This window comes from Streptomyces botrytidirepellens (assembly GCF_003721215.1).
Lineage (GTDB): Bacteria > Actinomycetota > Actinomycetes > Streptomycetales > Streptomycetaceae > Streptomyces > Streptomyces himastatinicus.
The window spans coordinates 1-2,586 of record NZ_RIBZ01000539.1 but is presented as its reverse complement, the minus strand read 5'-3'; the positions used below and the strand labels follow the sequence as shown (position 1 = coordinate 2,586).

Annotated in this window: 4 protein-coding genes; 1 reads left to right on the top strand and 3 read right to left on the bottom strand. The window is 70.4% G+C overall.

Annotated elements, in window-relative coordinates:
- Positions 1 to 169 precede the first annotated feature (169 nt).
- From rplT to infC, 3 genes are all read right to left on the bottom strand, one after another.
- A complete protein-coding gene (rplT, locus tag EEJ42_RS32505; RefSeq protein ID WP_009713826.1) occupies positions 170 to 553 on the bottom strand; it encodes a 50S ribosomal protein L20 in 384 nt (127 codons plus the stop codon).
- Between the two features lie 105 nt (positions 554 to 658).
- On the bottom strand, positions 659 to 853 hold the full coding sequence (rpmI, locus tag EEJ42_RS32500; protein WP_123105517.1) for a 50S ribosomal protein L35: 195 nt from the start codon (positions 851 to 853) through the stop codon (positions 659 to 661).
- A 150-nt stretch (positions 854 to 1,003) separates the two neighbouring features.
- On the bottom strand, positions 1,004 to 1,621 hold the full coding sequence (gene infC, locus EEJ42_RS32495) for a translation initiation factor IF-3 (RefSeq protein WP_123105519.1): 618 nt from the start codon (positions 1,619 to 1,621) through the stop codon (positions 1,004 to 1,006).
- Between the two features lie 422 nt (positions 1,622 to 2,043).
- Between infC and EEJ42_RS32490 the strand changes: the two genes are divergently transcribed.
- Positions 2,044 to 2,403, top strand: coding sequence for a DUF1844 domain-containing protein (locus EEJ42_RS32490; protein ID WP_123105515.1), 360 nt, complete (start codon positions 2,044 to 2,046; stop codon positions 2,401 to 2,403).
- The last annotated feature ends 183 nt before the right edge of the window (positions 2,404 to 2,586 follow it).

Sequence of the window (2,586 nt, the reverse complement as noted above, 5' to 3'; positions counted from 1 at the left end):
CCCGCCCCGGGCCGCGGCGCAACCCGGCCACCGGGCCGCACCCGGCGACGAACCACGGGGCACCGCCGGGCGCCGCGCCCGGCGATGACGCCCGCAAGGCGGCGGGGGGGCGCCTACACGCGCGGACCCGCAGGTACCCAGGGGCACCTGCGGGTCCGTCGGCGTGAGGTCAGGCCGCCTTCGGGGCGTTGACGTCACTCGGCAGCGCCTTCTGCGCCGCCTCGACCAGCGCGGCGAACGCGTTGGCGTCGTTGACCGCGAGGTCGGCGAGGATCTTGCGGTCCACCTCGATGTTGGCGGCCTTCAGACCCTGGATGAAGCGGTTGTACGTCATGCCGTTGGCGCGGGCAGCGGCGTTGATGCGCTGGATCCACAGCTGCCGGAAGTCGCCCTTGCGCTTCTTGCGGTCGTTGTAGTTGTAGACCAGGGAGTGGGTGACCTGCTCCTTGGCCTTGCGGTACAGGCGGGAGCGCTGGCCCCGGTAGCCGCTGGCCTGCTCGAGGATCGCCCGGCGCTTCTTGTGGGCGTTGACTGCCCGCTTGACGCGTGCCACTTGTTTAACTCCTTGTACGGGGCCGCGGGTGACTCACACGGCCCGGAAACGAATAGGTCGCGATCGGCCTGGCGCACGCCCCGCCGGTTCGGCGGGGCGGGTGCGTCACTTGCCGAGAAGCTTCTTGATCTTCTTGGCGTCGGCCGGGGCCATCTCGACCTTGCCGTCCAGGCGGCGCGTCAGCGTCGACGGCTTGTGCTCGAGAAGGTGGCGGCGACCGGCGCGCTGGCGCATGACCTTGCCGGAGCCGGTGACCTTGAATCGCTTGCGGGCACCGCTGTGCGTCTTGTTCTTCGGCATGTCGCCGTTCACTCCTCGTCGGGGGCGCTGTCCGGGCGGCCGGGGCGCGGCGGGTACCGCGATCCGGCGTACGGAAGCGTCATGTGTTTCGGTTGGTGTCCGGGACCGGGGTCCCGGGCGGGCTGGGCGGTCGAGGCTCGCGCCTCGCGGTCACGCCTCGGCGGGCTCCTCGGCGGTCTCCTCCGCGTGGCCGGCGCCCTGGCGCTCGGCCTTGCGGGCGGCCTGCGCCTCGCGGGCTTCGGCCATCGCCTCGGTCTTCTTCTTGTGCGGACCGAGAACCATGATCATGTTTCGGCCGTCCTGCTTGGGGTTGGACTCCACGAAGCCCAGCTCCTGGACGTCCTCAGCGAGCCGCTGCAACAGCCGGTAGCCGAGCTCGGGCCGGGACTGCTCACGGCCACGGAACATGATCGTGATCTTGACCTTGTCGCCCTGCTTGAGGAACCGGACGACGTGACCCTTCTTGGTGTCATAGTCGTGCGGGTCGATCTTCGGCCGGAGCTTCATCTCCTTGATGACCGTGTGCGCCTGGTTCTTGCGCGCCTCACGGGCCTTCATGGCCGACTCGTACTTGAACTTTCCGTAGTCCATGAGCTTGCAGACCGGCGGGCGAGCGTTCGCCGCCACCTCGACGAGGTCGAGGTCGTACTCCTGCGCAAGCTCCAGGGCCTTGGCAAGCGGCACAATGCCGACCTGCTCGCCACTGGGACCGACGAGTCGCACCTCGGGGACGCGAATCCGGTCGTTGATGCGGGGCTCGGCGCTGATGGATCCTCCTCGGTTGCACCACGCGACCGCCTGGCGGACTGCCGCGTTACGTCTGTATAGAGACCACCGAGCCGAGAAACACAAAACGCCCCGGGACGGTACACAGGCGGGGCTCCTCACTGACCGGGAGCACCGCCGCGATGTCACCGCGGGGCGCAGCCTGACCGTTGACCTGCCGACCCAAATGGCCGGGAGGTGGGAGTTCGGAGCCTCCACTTGTGGGCCGGACACGCGAGTGACCGGCCGGTCGTTTACCTACGATACCAGGACCCGCGCGGGATGCTCACCGGGCGGCCGGAGGGACGGCGACGGGGCCCGTCGTCCATGTCACACTCCCGGTTCCCCCGACCGGTACGAGCGGCCGAAGGGCGGCGTCCTAGGGTGGAGCCCATCATCCACCAGGAAGCGAGCCTTCGACCACCATGAGCGACGCCAACAGCGGGCAGCCGACCCCCGACTTCGACCGTATGACCCGGGACATCGCGGACGTACCCGCGGTCGAGGTGATCACGACGGTCGCGGTGCACCTGATGAGCGCCGCGGCGGTGAACCTGGGGCTGGCCGAGGAGGGCCCGCAGCACAAGGACCTGGACGAGGCGCGCAAGCTGATCAACGCGCTCGCGGGTCTGATCACGGCGAGCGCCACCGAGATCAGCTCCTTCCACGCGGCCCCGCTGCGGGACGGCCTCAAGTCGCTCCAGCTCGCCTTCCGCGAGGCGTCGGCCGTCCCGGACGAGCCGGGCCAGGGGCCCGGCGAGAAGTTCACCGGCCCGGTCTTCTGACGTTTCTGATCACTTCTGATCGCTTCTGACGCCATCTCCGGCGCGCGGCGGGGCGCGAGCCCTGCCCGCCCGGTGGCGGGCCGGGGCGGGCGACGCCCCCGGGGCCACCGGGATCGCCCCCGGGCTCATGCCGCCTCCGGTCCCTTGGTCTCGGGCCGGCCCGCCTCGGGGCGGCGCCCGCCG